The organism is uncultured Dechloromonas sp. (genome assembly GCF_945957265.1).
Classification (GTDB): domain Bacteria; phylum Pseudomonadota; class Gammaproteobacteria; order Burkholderiales; family Rhodocyclaceae; genus Azonexus.
Window position 1 is genome coordinate 13,450 of record NZ_CAMFKO010000028.1, and the last position, 22,188, is coordinate 35,637.

22 protein-coding genes are annotated in these 22,188 nt (G+C 66.2%); 17 read left to right on the top strand and 5 right to left on the bottom strand.

The window, feature by feature from the left end; all coding sequences use genetic code 11:
• Window positions 1-4: 4 nt before the first annotated feature.
• From Q0P59_RS14180 to hypE, 6 genes are all read left to right on the top strand, one after another.
• Complete coding sequence (locus tag Q0P59_RS14180) at window positions 5-487, top strand: HyaD/HybD family hydrogenase maturation endopeptidase (RefSeq protein ID WP_295007365.1); 483 nt, start codon at window positions 5-7, stop codon at window positions 485-487.
• The gene (locus Q0P59_RS14185) at window positions 487-777 is read left to right on the top strand and encodes a HypC/HybG/HupF family hydrogenase formation chaperone (RefSeq protein WP_295007367.1); all 291 of its coding nucleotides are present in this window, start codon (window positions 487-489) and stop codon (window positions 775-777) included. Before Q0P59_RS14180 ends, Q0P59_RS14185 begins: the two co-directional genes overlap by 1 nt.
• Window positions 770-1,321, top strand: a complete 552-nt coding sequence (gene hybE, locus Q0P59_RS14190; RefSeq protein ID WP_295007369.1) for a [NiFe]-hydrogenase assembly chaperone HybE — start codon at window positions 770-772, stop codon at window positions 1,319-1,321. Before Q0P59_RS14185 ends, hybE begins: the two co-directional genes overlap by 8 nt.
• Before the next feature lie 53 nt (window positions 1,322-1,374).
• Entirely contained in the window at window positions 1,375-1,623 is a 249-nt protein-coding gene (locus tag Q0P59_RS14195; RefSeq protein WP_295007371.1) for a HypC/HybG/HupF family hydrogenase formation chaperone, read from the top strand.
• Window positions 1,624-1,626: 3 nt separating this feature from the next.
• Window positions 1,627-2,754 carry a hydrogenase formation protein HypD gene (hypD, locus tag Q0P59_RS14200; RefSeq protein WP_295007373.1) on the top strand — a complete coding sequence of 376 codons (1,128 nt, stop codon included), beginning with the start codon at window positions 1,627-1,629 and terminating at the stop codon, window positions 2,752-2,754.
• Between the two features lie 630 nt (window positions 2,755-3,384).
• Window positions 3,385-4,437 (top strand): hydrogenase expression/formation protein HypE, encoded by a 1,053-nt coding sequence (gene hypE / locus Q0P59_RS14205; RefSeq protein WP_295007375.1) that lies wholly within the window; start codon window positions 3,385-3,387, stop codon window positions 4,435-4,437.
• Between the two features lie 4 nt (window positions 4,438-4,441).
• On the opposite strand, the gene Q0P59_RS14210 is transcribed toward hypE, so the two are convergent.
• On the bottom strand, window positions 4,442-4,648 hold the full coding sequence (locus tag Q0P59_RS14210; protein WP_295007377.1) for a hypothetical protein: 207 nt from the start codon (window positions 4,646-4,648) through the stop codon (window positions 4,442-4,444).
• Window positions 4,649-4,812: 164 nt separating this feature from the next.
• Between Q0P59_RS14210 and Q0P59_RS14215 the strand changes: the two genes are divergently transcribed.
• From Q0P59_RS14215 to Q0P59_RS14240, 6 genes are all read left to right on the top strand, one after another.
• On the top strand, window positions 4,813-6,489 hold the full coding sequence (locus Q0P59_RS14215; RefSeq protein ID WP_295007379.1) for a hydrogenase maturation protein: 1,677 nt from the start codon (window positions 4,813-4,815) through the stop codon (window positions 6,487-6,489).
• Window positions 6,486-7,985, top strand: a complete 1,500-nt coding sequence (locus Q0P59_RS14220; protein ID WP_295007381.1) for a sigma-54 dependent transcriptional regulator — start codon at window positions 6,486-6,488, stop codon at window positions 7,983-7,985. Before Q0P59_RS14215 ends, Q0P59_RS14220 begins: the two co-directional genes overlap by 4 nt.
• Window positions 7,982-8,983 carry a HupU protein gene (locus Q0P59_RS14225; RefSeq protein ID WP_295007382.1) on the top strand — a complete coding sequence of 334 codons (1,002 nt, stop codon included), beginning with the start codon at window positions 7,982-7,984 and terminating at the stop codon, window positions 8,981-8,983. The genes Q0P59_RS14220 and Q0P59_RS14225 overlap by 4 nt, the downstream gene beginning before the upstream one ends.
• Entirely contained in the window at window positions 8,980-10,398 is a 1,419-nt protein-coding gene (locus Q0P59_RS14230) for a nickel-dependent hydrogenase large subunit (RefSeq protein ID WP_295007384.1), read from the top strand. Before Q0P59_RS14225 ends, Q0P59_RS14230 begins: the two co-directional genes overlap by 4 nt.
• Before the next feature lie 80 nt (window positions 10,399-10,478).
• Window positions 10,479-11,255, top strand: a complete 777-nt coding sequence (locus Q0P59_RS14235; RefSeq protein ID WP_295007386.1) for a J domain-containing protein — start codon at window positions 10,479-10,481, stop codon at window positions 11,253-11,255.
• Window positions 11,252-11,620, top strand: coding sequence for a hypothetical protein (locus Q0P59_RS14240; RefSeq protein ID WP_295007388.1), 369 nt, complete (start codon window positions 11,252-11,254; stop codon window positions 11,618-11,620). Before Q0P59_RS14235 ends, Q0P59_RS14240 begins: the two co-directional genes overlap by 4 nt.
• 42 nt (window positions 11,621-11,662) lie before the next feature.
• On the opposite strand, the gene Q0P59_RS14245 is transcribed toward Q0P59_RS14240, so the two are convergent.
• Genes Q0P59_RS14245 through Q0P59_RS14255 form a run of 3 tightly spaced genes read right to left on the bottom strand, consistent with a single transcriptional unit; the run spans window position 11,663 to window position 13,455 of the window.
• The gene (locus Q0P59_RS14245) at window positions 11,663-12,061 is read right to left on the bottom strand and encodes a hemerythrin domain-containing protein (protein ID WP_295007390.1); all 399 of its coding nucleotides are present in this window, start codon (window positions 12,059-12,061) and stop codon (window positions 11,663-11,665) included.
• A complete protein-coding gene (locus Q0P59_RS14250; protein WP_295007392.1) occupies window positions 12,058-13,125 on the bottom strand; it encodes a hypothetical protein in 1,068 nt (355 codons plus the stop codon). The genes Q0P59_RS14245 and Q0P59_RS14250 overlap by 4 nt, the downstream gene beginning before the upstream one ends.
• Before the next feature lie 3 nt (window positions 13,126-13,128).
• Window positions 13,129-13,455, bottom strand: a complete 327-nt coding sequence (locus tag Q0P59_RS14255; protein WP_295007394.1) for a metal-sulfur cluster assembly factor — start codon at window positions 13,453-13,455, stop codon at window positions 13,129-13,131.
• Window positions 13,456-13,536: 81 nt separating this feature from the next.
• On the opposite strand from Q0P59_RS14255, the gene nikR reads away from it, so the two are divergent.
• The 5 genes from nikR to Q0P59_RS14280 all read left to right on the top strand — a co-directional run bounded on the left by nikR (window position 13,537) and on the right by Q0P59_RS14280 (window position 20,764).
• Window positions 13,537-14,001 (top strand): nickel-responsive transcriptional regulator NikR, encoded by a 465-nt coding sequence (gene nikR / locus Q0P59_RS14260; protein WP_295007396.1) that lies wholly within the window; start codon window positions 13,537-13,539, stop codon window positions 13,999-14,001.
• Window positions 13,976-15,322 carry an ATP-binding protein gene (locus Q0P59_RS14265; RefSeq protein ID WP_295007398.1) on the top strand — a complete coding sequence of 449 codons (1,347 nt, stop codon included), beginning with the start codon at window positions 13,976-13,978 and terminating at the stop codon, window positions 15,320-15,322. The genes nikR and Q0P59_RS14265 overlap by 26 nt, the downstream gene beginning before the upstream one ends.
• A 115-nt stretch (window positions 15,323-15,437) precedes the next feature.
• The gene (locus Q0P59_RS14270; RefSeq protein WP_295007400.1) at window positions 15,438-16,247 is read left to right on the top strand and encodes a nickel transporter; all 810 of its coding nucleotides are present in this window, start codon (window positions 15,438-15,440) and stop codon (window positions 16,245-16,247) included.
• A gap of 88 nt (window positions 16,248-16,335) precedes the next feature.
• A complete protein-coding gene (locus Q0P59_RS14275; protein ID WP_295007402.1) occupies window positions 16,336-18,360 on the top strand; it encodes a TonB-dependent receptor in 2,025 nt (674 codons plus the stop codon).
• A gap of 127 nt (window positions 18,361-18,487) precedes the next feature.
• A complete protein-coding gene (locus Q0P59_RS14280) occupies window positions 18,488-20,764 on the top strand; it encodes an NADP-dependent malic enzyme (protein ID WP_295007404.1) in 2,277 nt (758 codons plus the stop codon).
• Window positions 20,765-20,836: 72 nt separating this feature from the next.
• Here the strand turns inward: Q0P59_RS14280 and mpl are convergent, their stop codons facing one another.
• Complete coding sequence (gene mpl, locus Q0P59_RS14285) at window positions 20,837-22,183, bottom strand: UDP-N-acetylmuramate:L-alanyl-gamma-D-glutamyl-meso-diaminopimelate ligase (RefSeq protein WP_295007406.1); 1,347 nt, start codon at window positions 22,181-22,183, stop codon at window positions 20,837-20,839.
• Window positions 22,184-22,188 lie beyond the last annotated feature (5 nt).

Here is a 22,188-nt window from a genome sequence, read left to right on the forward strand (position 1 = left end):
TCCAATGACTAAAATCGTAGTTCTGGGTATCGGCAACATCCTGCTCACCGACGAAGGCGTCGGCGTGCGCGTCATCGAGGCGCTGGAAGAGAAGTACGCGTTGCCGCCGGACGTCGAGGTTATCGACGGCGGCACCTGCGGCATGGAAATGCTGGAGCAGCTGGAGGACCTCGATGGCCTGGTCGTGGTTGACTGCGTGCGCTGCAAGCAGCCGCCGGCGACGCCGGTATTGTTGCAAGGCGATGACGTGCCGGTCTTCTTCAAGACGAAGCTGTCGCCGCACCAGGTCAGCTTGTCGGACGTGCTGGCCAGCCTGGAATTCACCGGCCGGGCGCCGAAATCCATCGCCATCGTCGGCATGCAGCCGGTGTCGATGTCGCTCGGCATGGAACTCTCCCCGGAAGTCGAGGCGCGCATTCCGGACCTGCTGGCCATGACCCTGGCCGAACTCGCCGCGCTGGGCGTCAAGGCGGAGGCGCGCGGCTGATGTGCCTGTCGATTCCGAAGCGCGTTGTCGAATGGGAGGGGAGCGGCGACAATGCAGGGGATTTCGCCTGGGTCGAACGCGACGGCCAGCGCGAGCGCATCAACACGATGCTGATCGGCCCGCAGCCGGTCGACACCTGGGTGCTGACCTCGCTGGGACTGGCCAGGGAAGTGGTCGAGGACGAGCAGCGGCTGCTGATCGAAGATGCCCTCTCGGCGCTGGCGGCGTCGCTCGCCGGCGATTTCGACCCGAGCCAGCATTTTCAGGATTTGAACCGCCCGCATGACTGAACGTATCCGCCAGCCCGCCCTGAAACCGCCGCCGATTCGCCCGGCCGTGCCGCGCGACGACGACCCGAGGGCCTTTCTCGAAGCGCATTACCGGCAGGTCTGGGAAACGCGGATGGTCGACATGCCTTTCGTGAATGCGGCGCTGAGCGTCGAGGCCATCGGTTTCCAGCGGCTGGAGGGCGACTGGCTGGGCGTGGTCATCACCCCGTGGTTCCTCAACCTGGTGCTGGTTTCCGGCGGCGGCCAGTTGTGGGGCGACATCCCGGCCGGCGAGCGACGCTACCTGGGGCTGCCTTGCGGCACCATGCAATTCATCGCCGACGACGACCCGGATATCGGTCCTTACCAGTATTGCCCGCTGATCGCGCCGGTCGACAATGTGCCGGACATGGCGACGGCGCGGCATGTCGCGGCCGATGCGATCCGGACGGTTTTTTCGGCGCCGGCGGCCGAGCCGGAACCCGTGCAGCAAGAGGCTGTGGCGGAAAAGACCGAGGTCTCCCGCCGCGGCTTTTTTCGTCGTCTCGCCGGCAAGCGAAATTGAACGCGGCAGGTTAGACTCTGCCTTAATAAAAACGATATCGAGGAGCAACGCGGATGTGTCTCGCGATCCCCGCGCAGGTCGTTGAACTGCGCCCCGACGACAACGCCCTGGTCGATCTGGCCGGGGTCAAGAAGGAAATCTCGCTCGCTCTTCTCGAGGGCGTGGCGGTGGGCGATTACGTGATCGTCCACGTGGGTTATGCGCTGAACAAGCTCGACCCCGACGAAGCGGCAAGGACGCTCAGGCTCTTTGCCGAGATGGGCGAGCTGACGCCCGACGGCGACGGCTTCACGGTTCACTGAGCCATGAAGTACATCGACGAATACCGCGACGGCGAAGTCGCGCAGACGCTGGCGGCCACCATTCGGGCCGAAGCCGACCCGGCGCGCAGCTACCATTTCATGGAGTTCTGCGGCGGCCATACCCACGCCATCTCGCGCTACGGCGTTTCCGACCTGCTGCCGGACAACGTCAAGATGATCCATGGTCCCGGCTGCCCGGTCTGCGTACTGCCCATCGGCCGCGTCGACCAGGCGATCCGCCTGGCGCTGGAGCAGGGCGTCACACTGTGCACCTACGGCGACTGCCTGCGCGTGCCGGCTTCCGATGCCTTGTCGCTGATGAAGGCCAAGGCGCGCGGCGGCGACATCCGCATGGTGTATTCCAGCGCCGATGCCGTGGCGCTGGCCCAGAAGAACCCGGACAAGCAGATCGTCTTCTTCGCCATCGGCTTCGAGACGACGACGCCGCCGACGGCGGTGGCGATCAAGCAGGCTGCCGCGCTCGGCCTGAAGAATTTCTCGGTGCTGTGCTGCCACGTGCTGACCCCGTCAGCCATTTCCAGCATCCTCGAATCCCCGGAAGTGCGCCAGTGGGGCACCGTGCCGCTCGACGGCTTCATCGGCCCGGCACACGTGTCGACGATCATCGGCAGCCGGCCCTACGAGTTCTTCGCCGAGGAATACCGCAAGCCGGTGGTCATCGCCGGCTTCGAACCGCTCGACGTGATGCAGGCGATCAAGATGCTGGTCCGCCAGGTCAACGAAGGCCGGGCCGAAGTCGAAAACGAATTCGCCCGCGCCGTCAGCCGCGACGGCAACCTCAAGGCGCAGCAACTGGTCGCCGAAGTGTTCGAGATGCGCAAGCATTTCGAGTGGCGCGGTTTGAACATCCTGCCCTATTCGGCGCTGCGTATACGCAGCCAGTTCGCCGAATTTGACGCCGAAAAGCGCTTTCCGCTCGGTTATGCGTCGGTGCCCGATCACAAGGCCTGCGAATGCGGGGCGATCCTGCGCGGGGTCAAGCGGCCGCAGGACTGCAAGATCTTCGGGACGGTGTGTACGCCGGAGAATCCGGTGGGGTCGTGCATGGTGTCGTCGGAAGGGGCTTGTGCGGCGCACTATACCTATGGGCGGTATAAGGATGTGGCCTGAGGTGGGGGCTTGCTGGGGGGGGCTTCAGCCGCTGTTTTCCGCCCTTGCGGGGCGGGCATACTTTCTTTTGCTTCGCCAAAAGAAAGTAGCCAAAGAAAAGGCGACCCCAGGTTACGCGGTCGGCGTTGCCGACTCCCCTGCGCTACTCGGCATTGGCGGGGGCTGCGGAACTCGGGCCTTTGGCCCTCAGACAGTCCTCGCCCTTTTTCCGCCAACGCCTGCGTTGCTCGGCGCTCCACATGGGGACCCGAAAGGCGTCGCGGGGATAGGCTGTGCGCACAAAACTGAATGCGATCGCTGGTTACGGAAAAGCCCAAAACAAAGAGCCACTGTTCGGTCCCGGACGCTTTTCCGGGCCCCTTGGAAGGTGCCGAGCAACGCAGAAATGCCGGGGGCCTTCGGCTTGCCTTGTCTGAGCCGCAGGCGAGTTCAGGCAAGCCGCCCGGCGTTTCGAGTAGCGCAGGGAACCCGCGCAGCGGGCACCGACCCGGGGTCGCCTTTTCTTTGCTTACTTTCTTTTGGCGAAGCAAAAGAAAGTGAGACGCCCCGCAAGGGCGGAAAACAACGCTCATAGTCGCCCAACCATCAACACCCATACCAAACCCTCCCCATAAAAAAACATCGCCCCCAATGACCCAAACCCGTAAAAACTACGTCCGTCCCCTCGACATCAAGCACGGCCAGGTCGACATGGCCCACGGCTCCGGCGGCCGGGCGATGGCGCAATTGATCGAGGAACTGTTCGCCAAGCACCTCGGCAACGAATACCTGGCCCAGGGCGACGATGGCGCCCTGCTGCCGCATCCCGGTGAAGGCCGCCTGGTCATGGCGACCGACTCGCACGTCGTGTCGCCGCTGTTTTTCCCGGGCGGCGACATTGGGTGCCTGTCGGTGCATGGCACGATCAACGACGTGGCCGTGATGGGGGCCAGGCCGCTGTACCTGTCGGCCGGCTTCATCCTGGAAGAGGGGTTCAAGCTCGTCGATCTGGCGCGCATCGTGCAGAGTATGGCGGCGGCGGCGAAGGAGGCGGGGGTGCCGATCGTCACCGGCGACACCAAGGTTGTCGAGCGCGGCAAGGGCGACGGGGTGTTCATCACGACGACCGGCGTCGGCGTCGTGGCGCCGGGCAATGAACTTTCCGGCCGTAGCGCCAGGCCGGGCGACGTCATCCTGGTTTCCGGCACGCTGGGCGATCATGGCATGGCGATCATGGCCGAACGCGAAAGCCTCGGTTTCGAATCGCCCATCGTCTCCGATACGGCGGCCCTGCATGGCCTGATCGAGGCGATGCGGGCGAGTGGCGCCGACATTCATGTGCTGCGCGATCCGACGCGCGGCGGGCTGGCAACGACCTTGAACGAGATCGCCAAGCAGTCCGCGGTCGGCATGATGTTGCTGGAGAAGGATTTGCCGGTGACGCCGGCCGTCAACGCGGCCTGCGAATTTCTTGGGTTGGACCCGCTTTATGTCGCCAACGAGGGCAAACTGGTGGCGATCTGCGCCGAACGGGATGCGGAAAAGCTACTGGTGGCGATGCGGAGTCATCCGCTCGGCGCGCACGCGGCGATTGTCGGTCGCGTGCATGAAGATGCCCATCATTTTGTTCAGATGACCACGGCCTTTGGTGGCAAGCGCATCGTGGACTGGCTGAGCGGCGAACAATTGCCGCGGATTTGCTGACGCTTCAGTTGCGCAGGGCAATCATGATCGAGCGGAAATCGCCCACTTCGGAAATGACCAGTTCGCGGGCGTCGGCCAGGTTGTCGGCATTGCGGACATGAAACTTTTCATGGCGGCCATCGAGGTAGCGGACGGCTGCGATGTACTCGGGGCGCGGCGCCCGGCTGCTTCGGGGGGCACGCGTTTTGACCGGTTTTCGTTGTGCTTGCATGGCTCTTCCCTTTGTATTTTTGTGGCAGCCATCGTAGCCAGCGTGTGTTACAGAACAAATATCGCCAAAGTTATAGCGATATGCTTCTCGAAAAATCAGTGCCTTGGAAGCCGCTAGTTTGCTGGCTGGATGCCGATGGCATGTTTTGTGAAGAAATGTAAATAATGAAAATCCTCTTCGTCACGCACAGCTTCAACAGCCTCGCCCAGCGCCTCTACTGCGAACTGACGACCCGCGGTCACTTCGTCAGCATCGAGTTCGATATTTCCGATTCGGTCACCGAGGAGGCTGTCGCCTTGTTCAAGCCGGATCTGGTCGTTGCTCCCTTCCTGAAGCGCGCCATCCCGGAATCGGTCTGGTCGCGGCTGCCGTGCTTCGTGGTTCACCCGGGCATTCCGGGCGATCGCGGGCCTTCGGCGCTCGATTGGGCGATCCAGCGCGGCCTGGGCGAATGGGGGGTGACGGTTCTGCAGGCCGAGTCCGAGATGGACGCCGGGCCGGTGTGGGCTTCGGCCGTTTTTCCGGCGGGCGCCGTGCGCAAGGCCTCGCTCTACCGCAACCAGGTCACCGAGGCGGCCGTTCGGGCGGTGCTGCAGGCTGTCGAGCGATTCGCCGCCGGCGATTTCGTGGCGCAGCGCGTTCCGGGGGCGGCCCATGCCTTGATGAAGCAGGCCGACCGCGCCATCGACTGGCAATCGGAGAGCACGAACGGCGTGCTGGCCCGGCTGAATGCCGCCGACGGTTTTCCCGGCGTGGCGGATACCTTGTTCGGCCAGCCCTGCCACCTGTTCGACGCGTGGCCGGAAGCCAGCCTGAAGGGAGCGCCGGGCACGCTCGTCGCGCGGCGCGAAACGGCGATCTGCCGGGCCACGGTCGACGGTGCGGTGTGGATCGGCCACATCAAGCGGGCCGGGGGCATCAAGCTGCCGGCGACGATGGCTTTCCCCGAAGCGCTGGCACTGCCCGAATTGCCGCTCGCCGACTTCTGGAAGGCGCCGCTCGCGACCTGGCAGGATATCGCCTACGAAGAAGCCGGCGGCGTCGGTTTCCTCGCTTTCGAGTTCTATAACGGCGCTATGAGCACCGAGCAGTGCCGGCGGCTGAAGGAGGCCTTCCTGTGGGCCAGCCGGCGCCCGACGAAAGTCATCGTGCTGCGCGGCGGGAGCGATTTCTGGTCGAACGGCATCCACCTGAACACCATCGAAGCGGCCGAGAGTCCGGCCGACGAATCCTGGGCCAACATCAATGCCATCGACGACCTGGCGGAGGCCATCCTGCGCTGCGATACGCAACTGACCGTGGCGGCGCTGGCCGGCAACGCCGGGGCCGGCGGCTGTTTCCTGGCGCGTGCGGCCGACCTGGTATGGGCGCGCGACGGGGTGATGCTCAATCCGCATTACAAGAACATGGGCAACCTGTTCGGCTCGGAGTTCTGGACCTATCTGCTGCCGCCGCGGGTTGGCGAGGCGGGGGCGCAGGCGATCATGCGCCATCGCCTGCCGATGACGGCGCAGGAGTCCGTTCAGCTCGGCTTCTACGATGCCTGCCTGCCCGGGCCGGGATTCGCCGTCGATGTCGCGCGTCGGGCAGCCGAACTGGCCGCGGCCGGGGATATCGACGACCGCCTGGCCGCCAAGCGCAGCCAGCGCCAGGCCGACGAAGCCGCCAAGCCGCTGGCGGCCTATCGTGCCGAGGAATTGAAGGAAATGCGCCGCAATTTCTACGGCTTCGACCCGTCCTACCATGTCGCGCGCTATCATTTCGTTTCCCGTTCGCCGCATTCGTGGACGCCGCGCCACCTGGCCCGGCACCGCGACATCGACTGGAAGATTCCCGAATGAACCACCCCGCTTCGAGCAGCAGCCTGCGCCGATTGCCCGCCATCCTCGTCGTCGACGACGAGGTGCGCTCGCAGGAGGCGCTGCGCCGGACGCTGGAAGAGGATTTCGATGTGCTGTGCGCCTCCGATGCCGACGAGGGCATGGAGATACTCGAACGCGAGCAGGCGATAACCGGCATCCGCATCGTGCTCTGCGACCAGCGCATGCCGGGCACCACCGGCGTTCAGTTCCTGAAGGAGGTGCGCAGCCGCTGGCCGGACATCGTGCGCATCATCCTGTCCGGCTATACCGATGCCGAGGACATCATCACCGGGGTCAACGAGGCGGGCATCTGGCAATACCTGCTCAAGCCCTGGCAGCCGGAACAACTGCTGCTGACCCTGCAGCGGGCGGCGGAAGTGTGGCGCCTGCAGCAGGAAAACCAGCGCCTGTCGGTCGATCTGCGTACCGCCGAGCCAGTTCTCAAGCGGCATGTCGAGACCAAGCAGGAAAAGGCCAAGAGCAGCTTCGGACTGGCCGCGCTGATCCGCGCCCCGGGCAGCCCGATCAACGCGGTGTGCGAACTGGTCGAGCGGGTCGCCCCCTACGACCTGTCGGTGATGGTCACTGGCGAATCGGGTACCGGCAAGGAAATGATCGCCCGGGCCATCCACTACGAAAGCCGCCGGGCCAGCAAGGCCTTCATTACCGAGAACTGCGGCGCCGTGCCCGACACCCTGCTCGAGTCGGAACTCTTCGGCTACAAGCGCGGCGCCTTTACCGGCGCCGTCGAGGACAGGGTCGGCCTGTTCCAGCAGGCCGACGGCGGCACGCTGTTCCTCGACGAAATCGGCGAAACCAGCCCGGCCTTCCAGGTGAAGCTGCTGCGCGTGCTGCAGGAGGGCGAGCTCAGGCCGCTGGGCAGCAATCGCGCGGTGCATGTCGACGTGCGGGTCATCGCCGCGACCAACCGCGATCTCGAGGAGGACGTGCGTACCGGCCGTTTCCGCGAGGATCTCTACTACCGCCTGGCGACCATTTCGCTGCACGTGCCGCCGCTGCGCGAGCGCCCGATGGACCTGCCGCTGCTCGCCAGACGCCTGCTCGAATCGAGCAGCAAGGCCTTGGACAAGACGGTCGATGGCTTCACCAGGGAGGCGCAGGCCTGCATCGCCGCCTACCGCTGGCCCGGAAACGTCCGCGAACTGCAGAACGAAATCCTGCGCATGGTGGCCCTGGCGACGACCCCGCAACTGGGCGCCGACCTGTTGTCGCCCCGGGTTCTGCGCACGCCGGTCGGTGAGTTCGACGAGGCCCGGCCCAGCGACGACCTGGTCTGGGCGGCCGGCCTGACCGGCGGCCTCAAGGAGCGCATGGATCAGCTCGAGAAGCACGTCCTCAAGGAAGCGATGATTCGCCTGCGCTGGAACAAGTCGCGGGTGGCCCGCGAACTCGGCCTGTCGCGTGTCGGGCTGCGGGCCAAGCTGGTGCGCTACGGACTGGAGCAGGCGGAATGAAGGTGTTGTGGCTGCAAAGCGGCGGTTGTGGCGGATGCACGCAGTCCATGCTGTGTTCCGACCCGCGTCCGCTGTTCGACGAGTTGCGCGACGCCGGCATCGAGTTTCTCTGGCATCCGGCGCTGTCGCTGGAAAGCGGCGAAGAGGCGCTGGCCGTTCTGGAGGATTGCGCCGAGGGGCGCCTGGCCTTCGATGCCCTGTGCGTCGAAGGCGCCATGCTGCGCGGCCCGAACGGCACCGGCAAGTTTCACCTGATGGCCGGCAGCGGCCGGCCGCTGACCGAATGGGTCGAACGCCTGGCGCAGCGGGCGAAATGGGTCTTCGCCATCGGCTCGTGTACGGCCTATGGCGGCTTCTCGGCCAATACGCCGGGCAATCCGCTGGAAGCCTGCGGCCTGCAGTTCGACGAGCAGACGCCGGGCGGCCTGCTCGGCGCCGGGTTCCGCTCGCCGGAGGGCTTGCCGGTGGTCAATATCGCCGGCTGCCCGACGCATCCGGGCTGGGTGGTCGATACCCTGGAAAAGGCGGCGCTGGAAGGCCTGAAGCCGGAAGACCTCGATGAGTTCGGGCGGCCGCTGCTCTACGCCGGCGGCCTCGTCCATCATGGTTGCGCCCGCAACGAGTATTACGAATTCAAGGCCAGCGCTGAAAAGCAGTCCGACCTCGGCTGCCTGATGGAAAACCTCGGCTGCAAGGGCACGCAGGCCCACGCCGACTGCAACATCCGGCCATGGAACGGCAGCGGTTCCTGCCTGCGCGGCGGCTTCGCCTGCATCGCCTGCACCGAACCTGGCTTCGAATCGCCCGGCCACGCCTTCCAGGAAACGCCCAAGCTGGCCGGCATTCCCATCGGCCTGCCGACCGACATGCCGAAAGCCTGGTTCGTCGCGCTCGCCGCCTTGTCCAAGTCGGCGACGCCGAAGCGGGTGCGCAACAACGCGGTGGTCGACCATCCGGTCATCCTGCCGGCCATCCGCAAGAAAGGGGGCGGCAAGTGACGCGCATCGTCGTCGGGCCGTTCAACCGCGTCGAAGGCGATCTCGAGGTCAGCCTCGACCTGGCCGACGGCCGGGTCCAGGCCGCCTATGTCAATTCGCCGTTGTTCCGGGGTTTCGAACAGATCATGATCGGTCGCGCGCCGCTCGACGCGCTGGCCATCGTGCCGCGCATCTGCGGCATCTGCTCGGTCGCCCAGTCGGCGGCGGCAGCTTCGGCGCTGGCCGACGCCATGGGCCTCGTGCCGACCCCGAACGGCGTGCTGGCGCGGCATCTGATCCAGGCCACCGAAAACCTGGCCGATCACCTGACGCACTTCTATCTTTTCTTCATGCCCGACTTCGCCCGCCCGGCCTATGCCGGAAGGCCCTGGCACGACGCCGTGGCGCGCCGTTTCGCGGCGCTGCGCGGCGAGGCCGCCGCCGACGTGCTGCCGGCCCGCGCCGGCTTCCTCAAGCTGATGGGCTTCCTGGCCGGCCGCTGGCCGCATACCCTGGCCATCCAGCCCGGCGGCAGCACCCGTGCCATCACCGCCGGCGAGCGCATCCGCCTGCTGGCGCAATTGCGGGAATTCCGCAGCTTTCTCGAAAAACGCCTGTTCGGCGATGCGCTGGACAACGTGGCGCAATTGACCGGCAAGGCGCAACTGCTCGCCTGGGCCGACGGGCGATCTGCCGACTTCCCTGCCTTCCTGGCGGCGGCCGGCGATCTCGGGCTGGACAAGCTGGGGCGGGCGAGCGATGCCTTCCTGTCGCATGGCGCCTACGGGATATTCCCGGCCGGCACCTGGCAGGCTGGCCAGGCCGCCGCTTTCGACCCGCTGGCTGTCGACGAGGACACCACCCGCGCCTGGCTGGCCGAGGGGCGTCCCCGCCATCCGGCGCAAGGCGAAACCATCGTCGATGCGAACAAGGCCACCGCCTACACCTGGTGCAAGGCGCCGCGCTATGCCGGGCAAGCCTACGAAGTCGGCGCCCTGGCCCGGCAAGTCATCGCCGGACACCCTTTGCTTCTCGACTTCGTGGCGCGCGATGGCGCCAGCGTGATGGCTCGCGTCGTCGCCCGATTGCTCGAACTGGCGTTGATCGTGCCGGAAATGGAGCGCTGGGTGCACGCGCTGCAACCCGGCGAAGCCTTCTGCGCCCACGGCGAGATGCCCGACGAAGCCAGCGGAACCGGCCTCGTCGAAGCCGCCCGCGGCAGCCTCGGGCATTGGCTGAGCATCAGGCGCGGCCGCATCGAGCGCTACCAGATCATCGCCCCGACCACCTGGAATTTCTCCCCCCGCGACAGCAAGGACCGGCCCGGGCCGCTGGAGCAGGCGCTGGTCGGCCTGCCCGCCGGCGACGGCGCCTTGCCAACAGTGCAGCACGTCGTGCGCTCGTTTGATCCTTGCATGGTGTGCACGGTGCATTGACGAATTGATCGGCAAGGCTTTTCGGCGTGGCCGCGACTTTGCTATCCTCGCTAGCCGTTTCGGTCGGAATCATTCCCGGTATGACACAGAAGACGACTTACTACGATTTGCTGGGGCTTGCCCCGGAGGCTGATCTGGAACGGATCGGCGCGGCCTACCTGCGACTGTCGCGGGAGTTGGCTGAGCGTGCGGACGACGATGTCGAGATCCGCCAGAAGAAACTCAAGCAGGCCTTCGAGGTGCTGTCCGATCCGGTGCGCCGGGCGGCCTACGATGCCGGGCTGAATGGCCAGAGCAGCCTGAGTTTCCGCGGGGAGTCACCGCTGCCGGGCGAGGTCGCCCTCGGCGGGGCGAGGCGCAACCCGGTGCGCGTGCTGCTGAGCATTATCGCGACGCTGATGATTGTCGGCCTGGTGATCCAGGTCGGGGTGATGTTCAGCACCTATCGGCGGGTCAATGAGGCCGCACTCCCCAACGCCGCCTCGCCGGCTGCCGAGAAGGCCTATCTGCAGGATTTCTATCAAACCTACGGTATCCGGGCGGCCAGCCGCGAGGAGGCGGACCTGTTGCTGGCCGACATGCGTCGCAAGGAGGCTGCCGAGCGCGAACAGCGCACGCAGGAGCGCCAGCAGGAGGAGCAGGAACGTGCGCAGCGACGTTTCGAGGAAGAGTCCCGGCGCCTGGGCGCGCAAGTGACGGCCGACAATCTGCGCGCCGAAGAAGAGGCGCGTCGTGTCCGCGAGGACGAGGAGCGGCGCAAGGAAGCGCAGGAGAAGGCCCAGCAGGATGCCGAGCGGATGAAGCGCGAGGCGGAAATCGCCCGTTTCCGCTCCCGGTCGGGTCTGGGCAGCGAGTGACTCCCGGCGCGACGTTCGGCCGGGCGTTCGCCGGCTTTCGCGGGGCGCTGTTTGTCGGCCTCCTGTTGCTGGGCCTGGCGGGATGCGCGCGCTACAGCGAACACGATTTCGTCGGCAAATGGCAGTCGTCGCGCGCGCTGACCCCGATTCACCTGGCGGCAAACGGCGAATGGGAAATCCGCAAGGACGACGGCACCGTCCTCCAGTACGGCATCTGGCGCTACGAGGACAAGAAGCTGATCTGGAGCTTCAAGCAGGGCGACCGCGTCATCGATGATCCGACCGCCGTGCTGTCGGTCGATGCCGGCAAGTTCAGCATCCGCGAGCGGGACGGCGCGACGACCGTGTTCCAGCGCCTGCCCTGAGGGGCGGCTGGCGCCCTTCCTCCACTCCGCGTCAGGCGCGCTTCAGCCTTGCGGATAGAGCAGGTTTTGGGCGATTTCGAACAGTTCCCGTTCCTCGAAGCGGACATGGTCGTGCAACAGGGCGGCGAACGCCGCGATGGCCGCCGCGTCGCCCGGGTTGGCAAGCAGGGCGCGGTTCAGCTCGCGGAGACGGAGGTGTTCGTCGAGTGTGCGCGCGACGAGTTCGTTCTGGCCGATCGCCGCCAGGCGCGGGAGCAGGCCCGCTTCTTCGTCCTGGAAGTGCGGCTCCAGCGCGCGCGGAAACTGTTCGGTAATGGTTCGGGAGGCTTCTTCGATGGCTTCCGGCAGGCCCGAATCGGCGGCGAAACGTGCCAGCCTGGCCAGCTTGAGGGCGTGATGATGGTCGCGTGAGTGTTGGATCAGGGCTGCATGGCGTTTCATGGCGTACCTCCCGAGGTGTTGCGGCGTACCAGCGTCACCATTGTGGCGATGAAGATGAGCAGCACGAGCCCGTTCGTCAGTGCAGCGTACTGCCGGAGCATGAAGTGGTCGGCCAGGCCGCCGAGAAGCCTGGCGGCGAGCGTCAGGTGCAGCAGGGCCAGCGGCAGGTAGAGCGCCGGGTGGTAGGGAATCCTGATCCGGGTGACGGCCGGGAAGATGATCGGTGCGTGGCCGAAGACCATCGCAAAGACGAAGCCGAGGCTGATCGCGTGGAGGGCGGCGTCGCGCCACGGGTGGCCCGGCGCGAAGGCCCCGGCGAGTCCGAGCAGGCCGGCGACGGCGAGCCAGGCGTAGCCGGAGAGCAGGCAGCCGGCGATGAAGCGGGTCAGGCCTTGCGTGCCGATGTTGCGGCGGGCGATGTCGTAGCGCAGCAGCCAGCCGGCCAGGGCGAGGAGCCCGCCGGCGAACAGCCGGTCGCTGCCGATGGCTGCCGCCACGAGCAGGCCACCGACGATGGCGATGAACACCTGGCGGGCCACGGGCGGTGTCGGCAGAAAACGGGTCAATTCGAGGCGTTCGCCGGCGATGGTGAGGACGAGGAAGAGCAGCCACCAGGGGACCGCGGCGCCGATGTCGCCGCTGCCGATCCACAGCAGGTGGCCGGCCAGCCAGCACGCCGCGCCCAGGCCGAGGACGACGGTGAACACGGCTTTCTGGCGGCGCCAGGCAACAGTGCTGGCGCCGATCAGGCCGAGCGCGGCCAGCGTGCCGCATGCCTGGCCGACGCCGAGGGGCGCCCCGGCGAGCAGGGCGAGGCCGCCCGAGCCGGCAGCCAGCGGCGCCAGATACGCCCAGCGCTGGCCGATGGCGACGGCGCGTTCAAGGCTGATCACGGTGCCGAAGAAGGCGGCGATCATCAGCGGGCCATGCACCCCGGCGGCGTGCGCGGCCGGCGCCGGAACATCCCAACCGAGGCGGGCGAGCCCGGCCAGCACGCCGCCGAGCAGGGACAGCATGCCGAGGAAAAGCAGCGGCAGGCGGTGGCGCGGCGTCAGGTCGGGCATCGCCTAATCCGCATCGTCGTCGCTCCAGCCCAGGCGTTGCCGGCATTCTTCGCTCATCATCTTCGGGTTCCACGGCGGTTCCCAGACGACCCGGATTTCAGCCTCCAGGCCCGCCGGCAGCACGCGTTCCAGTTCGGCGTAGGCGTCGTCGACGATCATGCCGCCCATCGGGCAGGCCGGCGAGGTCATGGTCATGTCCACCCACAGCTTGCCGTCCTCGACGGCGATGCGGTAGACCAGGCCGAGGTCGACGATATTGGCGCCGATCTCGGGGTCGGCCACATGGCGCAGGGCGTCGCGGATCACTTCGGTATCGGGGGCTGCGGTCATCGGGGCGGGAAACGTTAGAATGCGATGCAGGCCATCCTAGCAGCGGCAAAGCTGGCGGTATTTAGCAAGGAGCAAATTTCCGTGGAACGTTTCACCATTTCGCTCGATGAGTCGCTGGCCCGCCAGTTCGACCAACTGATCGCCGAGCGCGGCTACAGCAACCGTTCGGAAGCCGTGCGCGACCTGATCCGCGGCGCCATCGAGAGCGACCGCCAGCGCGAAACGCCCGCCGGCCACTGCGTCGCCAACCTCTCCTACGTCTACAACCACCACGAGCGCGAACTGGCCGAGCGCCTGACCGGCCTGCAGCACGACCACCACGACCTGACGGTGGCCGCCCTGCACAGCCATCTCGATCACGACAACTGCCTGGAAAGCGTCATCCTCAAGGGGGCGACGGCGGATGTCCGGCAATTTGCCGATGCGCTGATGGCCGAGCGCGGCGTCCGCCACGGCAAGCTCAACCTCATCGCCCTGGAAGCCGAGCATCACCACGCCCACGACGAACACGGCGCCGCCCATGTCCACTACCGTCCCGCCCGCTGATCCGCTGCCCGACTCGCCGTTGCCGCCGGGCGGCGAAACGGCCTGGATCGAAGTCATCCAGAAGATGGACGAGGTCTACAACGACCTCCTGCAGTACGAAGTCGCCCTCGAGGAGAAGAACGCCGCGCTCGAGGAGTCGCACCAGTTCATCGAGAGCGTGCTGGCCTCGATGTCGGACATCCTGATCGTCTGCGACCGCAACGGCAGCATCGAGGAAGTGAACCCCTCGCTGCGCCACATTTCGGGCAAGACCGCCGAGGAACTGGTGCATACGCCGCTCTTCGAGCTCTTTGCCGACGACGGCGAGAAGGCCAAGGCGCGCGACGTGTTCACGCGTTATGCCCGGGAAGGGGTGCACGACTGCGAATTCTTCCTGCGTGCCGGCGACGGTTCGACCGTCCCGGTATCGATGAACTGCACCCCGCGCGTCTCGCAGACCGGCAAGCTGATGGGCATGGTGGTCACCGGCCGCCCGGTCGGCGAACTGCGCCGGGCGTATTCCGCGCTGCGCCAGGCGCACGACGACCTCAAGCGCACGCAAGGCCAGCTGCTGCATGCCGAAAAGATGGTCTCGCTCGGCCGTCTGGTCGCCGGCGTGGCGCACGAGCTGAACAACCCGATCAGCTTCGTGCTCGGCAACGTGCTGTCGCTCAAGCGCTACGCCAGCCGCCTGGAAAGCTACCTGGCCACGGTGCACGCCAGCGACGCCGCCGAGGATGGCGCACTGCAGGCCATGCGCCAGGAGTTGCGCATCGACCGCATCCTGGCCGACATGCCGCACCTGATCGACGGCATGATCGAAGGCGCCGAGCGCACCCGCGACATCGTCGATGCCCTGAAGCGCTTCTCGGCGGTGGACAAGGCGACGCCCGAGCAGGTCAATCTGAACGAAGTGGTCGAGCGCTCGGTGCGCTGGGTGGTGCAGAGCGCCTCGGCCAAGTTCGCCGTCGATATCGATCTGCCGCCCGACCTGGTGTGTTCCGGCTCCTCCGGCCAGTTGCAGCAGGTGGTCATGAACCTCGTCCAGAACGCCTGCGACGCCACCGCCCGGCAGCCGGAGCCATGTCTGAAGGTGTGCGGCGGCATCGAGCAGGGGATGGCGGTGCTGCATTTCATCGACAATGGCCCGGGCATTCCGGAAGAGCACCTGAACCGCCTGTTCGAACCCTTCTTCACCACCAAGCCGGTAGGGCAGGGCACCGGACTCGGCCTGTCGATCAGCTACGGCATCGTCGACCGCCATGGCGGCAAGCTCAGCGTCAGCAATGTCGCCGGCGGCGGGGCGGAATTCGTCCTTGCACTTCCGGTGGATAGTCGCTAACCACTTCGGATTCCCGCGTCGGCCGCCGGGCGGCATGAAGTCAATGCGAACAATGGCTTATTGATCTGGCACGCTCCTTGTATGAAGATGAGTAAATCCTTCTTACGAGGCGCTCATGGATACGCTGCCCACTGACTGGTTGTCATTGCTGATCCTGACTTTCGTGCTCGGCATGAAGCACGGCTTCGACGCCGACCACCTGGCGACCATCGACGGCCTGACCCGCCATAACGCCCGCAGCAGGCCGGGCCTGGCGCGTTATTGCGGCACCCTGTTCTCGCTCGGCCACGGCGCCGTGGTCATGGCCATCGCCTTCGGCGTATCCGCGCTGGCCGGCCAGTGGGCGGTGCCGGCATGGTTCGGCACGCTGGGCGCCGTGATCTCGATCGGTTTTCTTGTCGCGCTGGGCAGCCTGAACCTGGCTGCCGTGCTGCGCGCCGAACCGCACGAAATCGTCCAGCCGGTCGGCGTCAAGGGGCGCCTGCTCGGCAGCCTGCGCCACGTTTCGCACCCCGGGCTGGTGGCGCTGGTCGGCGCGCTGTTCGCGCTGTCCTTCGACACCCTGTCGCAAGCCGCTTTCTTCGCGCTGAGCGCGACGCAATTCGGCGGCTGGCAGCATGCCCTGCTGCTCGCCGCGCTGTTCATGCTCGGCATGCTGCTCACCGACGGCATCAACGGCCTGTGGATCGCCCGGCTGATCGCCCGGGCCGACCAGGTGGCGCTGGTCGCCTCGCGCGTCATGGGCCTCGTCGTTTCCGGCGTCAGCCTGCTGGTCGCCGCCTTCGGCGCCGCCAAGATGCTGTCGCCGGCCATCGATGCGTGGAGCGAGGGCAAGGAGCTGATGTTCGGATTCACGCTGGTGGCGATCATCGCCGTCAGCTTCGTCGCCGCCGTGCGCCTGACGCGTCGGCCGGTCCCGGTCTAGCCGCTTATTGGTGGGGAGGCCGGGCAGCCGGCCTTTTTCGGCGATGAATGTAAGAAAAAATCTGATTAATTCATATTTTCTGGCGGCGATGAGTGCTGCCGCGGCGCACGAATCGAGCGAGCTGTCCGCCGTCGAAGTGCGGGCCAGGGCGGAGAATCTGGAAGGCATCGCCGTCTCCGGCAGCGAGGGCGTGGTTTCCAGCCAGCGCCTGGCCGCCGTGCCCATCCTGCGTCCCGGCGAGGCGCTGGAAATGGTGCCCGGCCTGATCGTCACGCAGCATGCCGGCGACGGCAAGGCCAACCAGTATTTCCTGCGCGGCTTCAACCTCGACCACGGCACCGATTTCGCCACGTTTGTCGGCGGCGTACCGGTCAACATGCCTGGCCATGCCCACGGCCAGGGTTATACCGATCTCAATTTCCTGATTCCCGAACTGGTCGAGCAGATACATTTCCGCAAGGGGCCGTATTTCGCCGAGGAAGGCGACTTTTCGTCGGCCGGCGCGGCGCATATCGACTATTTCCGCCGCCTCGACGCCTCGCTGGCGCAATTGACCCTGGGCCGGAACGGCTATGCCCGCAGCCTGCTCGCCGGCTCGCCGCGGGTCGGCAGCGGCAGCCTGCTCTACGGCCTGGAGCTTTTTCATAACGACGGGCCGTGGGAGGTCGAGGAAAACTACCGCAAGTTCAACGGTGTGCTGCGCTACAGCCAAGGCACCCGCAACGATGGCTTTGCGCTGACCGGCATGGCCTACCGGGGCACATGGACATCCACCGACCAGGTCGCCCAGCGCGCCATAGCCAGCGGTCGGGTCGGCCGCTTCGGCACGCTGGACCCGACCACCGGCGGCGAAACCAGCCGTTACAGCCTGTCCGGCGAATGGGCCAGGCGTTGGGACAGCGCCCAGAGCAAGGCCAACGTCTGGTGGCTCCAGTCCAGCCTCGACCTGTGGTCGAATTTCCAGTATTGCCTCAACGACTACGCCAGCAGCGGCACATGCGCCGGCGGCGACCAGTTCAAGCAGGCCGAACGCCGCCAGGCCGGCGGTTTCGCGGCATCGCACGCGGTTTACGATCGCTGGGGCGGCTTCGAGGTCGAGAACAGCATCGGCGTCCAGGGGCGGGTCGATCGCCTGAACCCGGTCGGCCTCTACGCGACCAATGCCCGGCAGACACGATCGACGGTGCGCGAGGACAAGGTCAGCCAGCGCAGCCTGGCGCTGTGGGCGCAGAACGAAACGCGGTGGGCCGGGTGGTTCCGCTCGGTGCAGGGCTTGCGTGCCGATGCCTACGCTTTCGACGTCGATTCCAGCCTGGCCGCCAATTCCGGCAAGGCCGGCGACCAGATGCTGACGCCCAAGCTGGCCTTGATCTTCGGGCCGTGGCAAAAGACCGAGCTGTACCTGAACTACGGCCACGGCTTCCATTCCAACGACGCGCGGGGAACGACGATCAGGGTCGACCCGGCCGACGGCGTGACGCCGCTGCAGACCGTCAAGCCGCTGGTCAGGACCAGGGGCTACGAGTTCGGCGTGCGTTCCGAGCCGCTGGCCGGCTGGCAATCGACGCTCTCCCTGTGGAAGCTCGACTCGGCCTCGGAGCTGCTCTTCGTCGGCGATGCCGGCACCACCGAGGCGTCGCGCCCGTCGCGCCGCTACGGCGTCGAATGGACCAACTTCTACGCGCTGTCCGACTGGCTGGCGGTCGATGCCGACCTCGCCTGGTCGCATGCCCGCTTCCGCGACTACGATCCGGCAGCGGGGGACTACATTCCCGGTGCGGTGGCGGCGACCGCCAACATCGGCCTGACCCTCGACCACCTCGGGCCATGGTTCGGCGCCCTGCGCCTGCGCTACTTCGGGCCGCGTCCGCTGAGCGAGGACAACTCGATTCGTTCCGGCGGTTCGGCCCTGACCAACCTGCGTGTCGGCTACAAGCTCGACAAGCGCACCCAGGTGGCGCTCGACGTGTACAACCTGTTCGATCGCCCGGTGAACGACATCGAATACTGGTACGACTCGCGGCTGGCCGGTGAGGCGGCGGCGGTAAACGACCGCCATATCCACCCGAGCGAGCCGCGCAGCCTGCGCCTGACGTTTTCGCTGCGTTTCTGAAGCGATTTCGGCGACGGCCCGGTATTGCCCACGGAAATTTTCCTTATTCGCCTACACGCTTCCCGGCGGTCAACGTTTGGAGTAACCTACAGGGTTTTCCCCACTACCCGAACGCCAAGGAGATTTCGTGGAAAAGGATTTGCGCGAAGCCGCACTCGAATACCATCGCTGGCCCACCCCCGGCAAAATTGCTGTCCGCCCGACCAAGGGCCTGACCAACCAGCGCGATCTGGCGCTGGCCTACTCGCCGGGCGTTGCCGCCGCCTGTGACCTGATCGTCGAAGATCCGGCCACCGCTGCCGAGATGACTTCGCGCGCCAACCTGGTCGGCGTCATCACCAACGGCACCGCCGTCCTTGGCCTCGGCAACATCGGCCCGCTCGCCGCCAAGCCGGTCATGGAAGGCAAGGGCTGCCTGTTCAAGAAATTCGCCGGCATCGACGTGTTCGACATCGAACTGGCCGAGAACGATCCGGACAAGCTGATCGACATGATCGCCGCCATGGAGCCGACGCTCGGCGGCATCAACCTGGAGGACATCAAGGCGCCGGAATGCTTCTACATCGAGCAGAAGCTGAAGGAACGGATGAACATCCCGGTCTTCCACGACGACCAGCACGGCACCGCGATCATTTCGGCCGCCGCCATGCTCAACGGCCTGAAGATCGTCGGCAAGAAGATCGACGAAATCAAGGTGGTCTGCTCCGGCGCCGGCGCGGCGGCGATCTCCTGCCTGAACCTGTGGTGCGATCTGGGCGTCCAGCGCCAGAACATCACCGTCTGCGACTCCAAGGGCGTCATCTACGTCGGCCGCCCGGGCGGCATGGACGAGACCAAGGCCCGCTACGCCCAGAATACCGAGGCCCGCACGCTGGCCGACGCCATGGTCGGTGCCGACATCTTCCTCGGCCTGTCCACCGCCGGCGTCGTCAACCAGGACATGATCAAGTCGATGGCCAAGCGTCCGATGGTCTTCGCGCTGGCCAACCCGACCCCGGAAATCATGCCGGAGCTGGTTAAGGAAGTCTGCCCGGACGCCATCATCGCCACCGGCCGTTCCGACTACGTCAACCAGGTCAACAACGTCCTGTGCTTCCCCTTCATCTTCCGCGGCGCGCTCGACGTCGGCGCCACACGCATCACCGAAGAAATGAAGATGGCCTCGGTGCGTGCCATCGCCGAGCTGGCCGAAGCCGAGGTGACCGATGAAGTGGCCATGGCCTATCCCGGCCACGACCTGAACTTCGGTCCGGAATACCTGATTCCCAAGCCCTTCGACCCGCGCTTGATCGTCAAGATCGCGCCGGCCGTGGCGCAGGCCGCCATCGATTCCGGCGTCGCGACGCGCCCGATCACCGACTGGGCCGCCTACCGCAACAAGCTGTCCGAGTTCGTCTACCACACCGGCGTCGGCATGCGCGCCATCTTCCAGGCCGCCCGCCAGGCCAAGGGCAAGCGCATCATCTACGCCGAGGGCGAGGAAGAGCGCGTGCTGCGTGCCGCCCAGGTGGTCATCGAAGAGCGTTTCGCCCGTCCGATCCTGATCGGCCGGCCGGAGGTGATCGCCCATCGCCTGGAAAAGGCCAACCTGCGCATCAAGCCGGGCGTCGATTTCGACATCGTCAATCCGGAATCCGACGAACGCTATCGCGAATGCTGGCAGGCTTACCACCGCCTGCTCTCCCGCCAGGGCGTGACGCCGGCCATCGCCAAGGAAGCCATGCGCCGCAAGCCGACCGTCATCGGCGCCATGCTCCTCAAGCTCGGCTACGCCGACGGTATGATCTGCGGCACGACCGGGCAGTACAGCCACCACCTGGGCGTGATCGGCCAGATCATCGGCAAGCGCAGCGGCGTCAATACCCTGGCCGCCATGAACTACCTGATGCTGCCCGGCCGCTCGCTGTTCATCTGCGACACCCACGTCAACGAAAACCCGAATGCCCAGGAAATCGCCGAGATGACCCTGCTGGCGGCGGAACAGGTCAAGCGTTTCGGCAGCCATCCGAAGGTGGCCCTCCTGTCGCACTCCAACTTCGGTTCCTCCTCGTCGGAGTCGGCCCGCAAGATGAGCGTTGCGGCAGGGCTGATCGGCGCCATGTCGGCGGGCGAGCTGGAAGTCGATGGCGAGATGCACGGCGACTCCGCGTTGAGCGAGTCCATCCGTCGCGAGGCCAATCCGGATTCCCCGCTCAAGGGCGAGGCCAATCTGCTGATCATGCCGAACATCGACGCGGCCAACATCTCCTACAACCTGATCAAGATGACCGGCGGCGAAGGCGTGACCATCGGCCCCATCCTGCTCGGCGTTGAAAAGCCGGTGCATGTCCTGACCTCGACGACAACGGTTCGCCGCCTGGTCAACATGACCGCATTGGCTGTCGTGGAATCGACCGAACGCTGATCCATCCGTCGGCTGGTCAAAAAAAACGCCGCCGGGCAGCTGCCCGGCGGCGTTTTTCATGGTGCGGCGCGATCAGTCGGCCAGGGCGTTCAGCAGCTTGCCGTGTATGCCGCCAAACCCGCCGTTGCTCATGACCAGGATGTGGTCGCCGGGTTGCGCGGCCAGGCTGACCTGGTCGACCAGGCGGTCGAGGTCGTCCTCGACGATGGCCCGCTCCCCCATCGGCGCCAGGGCCTCGCGGGCATCCCAGCCGAGGTTGGCGCCGTAGCAGAAGGCGGCGTCGGCTTCGCTCAGGCTGTCCGGGAGCTGGGATTTCATCGTGCCCAGCTTCATCGTGTTCGACCGTGGCTCGAGCACGGCAAGAATGCGGCCGCGCCCGATCTTGCGGCGCAGGCCGGCAACGGTGGTGGCGATGGCGGTCGGGTGGTGGGCGAAATCGTCGTAAACCGTGATGCCGCGCACGACCCCCCTGACTTCCATGCGCCGCTTGACGTTCTCGAAGCGCGACAGCGCTTCCAGCCCCTGCGCCGGCGTCACGCCGACGTGGCGGGCGGCAAGCAGGGCGGCGCAGGCGTTGGCGCGGTTGTGATCGCCGGAAAGATTCCAGCGCGAGCGGCCGATCAGGCCGTCCGGGCCATGCAGGACGAGTTCGCCGCGCGCGTCGTCCCCGCTGACCCGATAGCCGTTCGGGTCGTTGAAGCGTTCGACGGGCGTCCAGCAGCCGCGTTGCAGCACACGCTCCAGGCTGGCCTCGGCGGCGTTCGAAACAATCAGTCCGGATTGGGGCAGCGTGCGGACAAGGTGGTGGAATTGCGTCTCGATGGCGGCAAGATCGCTGAAAATGTCGGCGTGATCGAATTCCAGGTTGTTCAGGACGGCGGTCCGCGGGCGGTAATGGACGAATTTCGAGCGTTTGTCGCAGAAGGCCGTGTCGTATTCGTCGGCTTCGATGACGAAGAAGGGGGTGTCGCCAAGGCGGGCGGAGACGCCGAAATTGAGCGGTACGCCGCCGATCAGGAAGCCCGGCGCCATGTTGGCGTCTTCCAGTATCCAGGCCAGCATCGAGCTGGTCGTCGTCTTGCCGTGCGTGCCGGCGACGCCGAGCACCCAGCGGCCCTGCAGCACGTTCTCGGCCAGCCATTGCGGGCCGGAGACGTAGGGCAGCCCCTTGTCGAGAATGGCCTCGAGCAGCGGATTGCCGCGCGACACGGCGTTGCCGATGACGAAGATGTCCGGCTTGAGGGCCAGCTGGTCGGCCGCGAAACCCTCGATCAGCTCGATGCCGGCATCCCGCAGCTGGTCGCTCATCGGCGGATAGACGTTGGCGTCGCAGCCGGTGACCTTGTGCCCCGAGTCGACCGCCAGTTGCGCGATGCCGCCCATGAAGGTGCCGCAGATACCCAGAATATGAATGTGCATGTCAC

What these genes read in the sequence shown, in the direction of transcription:
- Q0P59_RS14180 (WP_295007365.1), top strand. Translation starts at nt 5, where the DNA reads ATGACTAAAATCGTAGTTCTGGGTATCGGCAACATCCTGCTCACCGAC.
- Q0P59_RS14185 (WP_295007367.1), top strand. Translation starts at nt 487, where the DNA reads ATGTGCCTGTCGATTCCGAAGCGCGTTGTCGAATGGGAGGGGAGCGGC.
- hybE (WP_295007369.1), top strand. Translation starts at nt 770, where the DNA reads ATGACTGAACGTATCCGCCAGCCCGCCCTGAAACCGCCGCCGATTCGC.
- Q0P59_RS14195 (WP_295007371.1), top strand. Translation starts at nt 1,375, where the DNA reads ATGTGTCTCGCGATCCCCGCGCAGGTCGTTGAACTGCGCCCCGACGAC.
- hypD (WP_295007373.1), top strand. Translation starts at nt 1,627, where the DNA reads ATGAAGTACATCGACGAATACCGCGACGGCGAAGTCGCGCAGACGCTG.
- hypE (WP_295007375.1), top strand. Translation starts at nt 3,385, where the DNA reads ATGACCCAAACCCGTAAAAACTACGTCCGTCCCCTCGACATCAAGCAC.
- Q0P59_RS14210 (WP_295007377.1), bottom strand. Translation starts at nt 4,648, where the DNA reads ATGCAAGCACAACGAAAACCGGTCAAAACGCGTGCCCCCCGAAGCAGC.
- Q0P59_RS14215 (WP_295007379.1), top strand. Translation starts at nt 4,813, where the DNA reads ATGAAAATCCTCTTCGTCACGCACAGCTTCAACAGCCTCGCCCAGCGC.
- Q0P59_RS14220 (WP_295007381.1), top strand. Translation starts at nt 6,486, where the DNA reads ATGAACCACCCCGCTTCGAGCAGCAGCCTGCGCCGATTGCCCGCCATC.
- Q0P59_RS14225 (WP_295007382.1), top strand. Translation starts at nt 7,982, where the DNA reads ATGAAGGTGTTGTGGCTGCAAAGCGGCGGTTGTGGCGGATGCACGCAG.
- Q0P59_RS14235 (WP_295007386.1), top strand. Translation starts at nt 10,479, where the DNA reads ATGACACAGAAGACGACTTACTACGATTTGCTGGGGCTTGCCCCGGAG.
- Q0P59_RS14245 (WP_295007390.1), bottom strand. Translation starts at nt 12,061, where the DNA reads ATGAAACGCCATGCAGCCCTGATCCAACACTCACGCGACCATCATCAC.
- Q0P59_RS14250 (WP_295007392.1), bottom strand. Translation starts at nt 13,125, where the DNA reads ATGCCCGACCTGACGCCGCGCCACCGCCTGCCGCTGCTTTTCCTCGGC.
- Q0P59_RS14255 (WP_295007394.1), bottom strand. Translation starts at nt 13,455, where the DNA reads ATGACCGCAGCCCCCGATACCGAAGTGATCCGCGACGCCCTGCGCCAT.
- Q0P59_RS14265 (WP_295007398.1), top strand. Translation starts at nt 13,976, where the DNA reads ATGTCCACTACCGTCCCGCCCGCTGATCCGCTGCCCGACTCGCCGTTG.
- Q0P59_RS14270 (WP_295007400.1), top strand. Translation starts at nt 15,438, where the DNA reads ATGGATACGCTGCCCACTGACTGGTTGTCATTGCTGATCCTGACTTTC.
- Q0P59_RS14275 (WP_295007402.1), top strand. Translation starts at nt 16,336, where the DNA reads ATGAGTGCTGCCGCGGCGCACGAATCGAGCGAGCTGTCCGCCGTCGAA.
- mpl (WP_295007406.1), bottom strand. Translation starts at nt 22,183, where the DNA reads ATGCACATTCATATTCTGGGTATCTGCGGCACCTTCATGGGCGGCATC.